The sequence below is a fragment of the Escherichia sp. MOD1-EC5990 genome (assembly GCF_002965285.1).
Classification (GTDB): domain Bacteria; phylum Pseudomonadota; class Gammaproteobacteria; order Enterobacterales; family Enterobacteriaceae; genus Escherichia; species Escherichia coli_F.
In genome coordinates, this window is record NZ_PTRV01000068.1 from 1 (window position 1) to 1,222 (window position 1,222).

The following is a 1,222-nucleotide window of genomic DNA, read 5'->3' on the forward strand; positions in this document are numbered from 1 at the left end:
CTGTAGATTCAATTGGTCAACGCAACAGTTATGTGAAAACATGGGGTTGCGGAGGTTTTTTGAATGAGACGAACATTTACAGCAGAGGAAAAAGCCTCTGTTTTTGAACTATGGAAGAACGGAACAGGCTTCAGTGAAATAGCGAATATCCTGGGTTCAAAACCCGGAACGATCTTCACTATGTTAAGGGATACTGGCGGCATAAAACCCCATGAGCGTAAGCGGGCTGTAGCTCACCTGACACTGTCTGAGCGCGAGGAGATACGAGCTGGTTTGTCAGCCAAAATGAGCATTCGTGCGATAGCTACTGCGCTGAATCGCAGTCCTTCGACGATCTCACGTGAAGTTCAGCGTAATCGGGGCAGACGCTATTACAAAGCTGTTGATGCTAATAACCGAGCCAACAGAATGGCGAAAAGGCCAAAACCGTGCTTACTGGATCAAAATTTACCATTGCGAAAGCTTGTTCTGGAAAAGCTGGAGATGAAATGGTCTCCAGAGCAAATATCAGGATGGTTAAGGCGAACAAAACCACGTCAAAAAACGCTGCGAATATCACCTGAGACAATTTATAAAACGCTGTACTTTCGTAGCCGTGAAGCGCTACACCACCTGAATATACAGCATCTGCGACGGTCGCATAGCCTTCGCCATGGCAGGCGTCATACCCGCAAAGGCGAAAGAGGTACGATTAACATAGTGAACGGAACACCAATTCACGAACGTTCCCGAAATATCGATAACAGACGCTCTCTGGGGCATTGGGAGGGCGATTTAGTCTCAGGTACAAAAAACTCTCATATAGCCACACTTGTAGACCGAAAATCACGTTATACGATCATCCTCAGACTCAGGGGCAAAGATTCTGTCTCAGTAAATCAGGCTCTTACCGACAAATTCCTGAGTTTACCGTCAGAACTCAGAAAATCACTGACATGGGACAGAGGAATGGAACTGGCCAGACATCTAGAATTTACTGTCAGCACCGGCGTTAAAGTTTACTTCTGCGATCCTCAGAGTCCTTGGCAGCGGGGAACAAATGAGAACACAAATGGGCTAATTCGGCAGTACTTTCCTAAAAAGACATGTCTTGCCCAATATACTCAACATGAACTAGATCTGGTTGCTGCTCAGCTAAACAACAGACCGAGAAAGACACTGAAGTTCAAAACACCGAAAGAGATAATTGAAAGGGGTGTTGCATTGACAGATTGAATCTACA

The 1,222-nt window shown here is 45.7% G+C and carries 1 protein-coding gene; it reads left to right on the forward strand.

The features are described from left to right. The first annotated feature begins 63 nt into the window (after window positions 1-63). A complete protein-coding gene (locus BEB42_RS25880) occupies window positions 64-1,215 on the forward strand; it encodes an IS30-like element IS30 family transposase (protein ID WP_001254932.1) in 1,152 nt (383 codons plus the stop codon). Window positions 1,216-1,222: the final 7 nt, after the last annotated feature.

Excerpts from the sequence above, each read along its gene's own strand:
- BEB42_RS25880 (WP_001254932.1), top strand. The coding sequence starts at position 64 with ATGAGACGAACATTTACAGCAGAGGAAAAAGCCTCTGTTTTTGAACTA.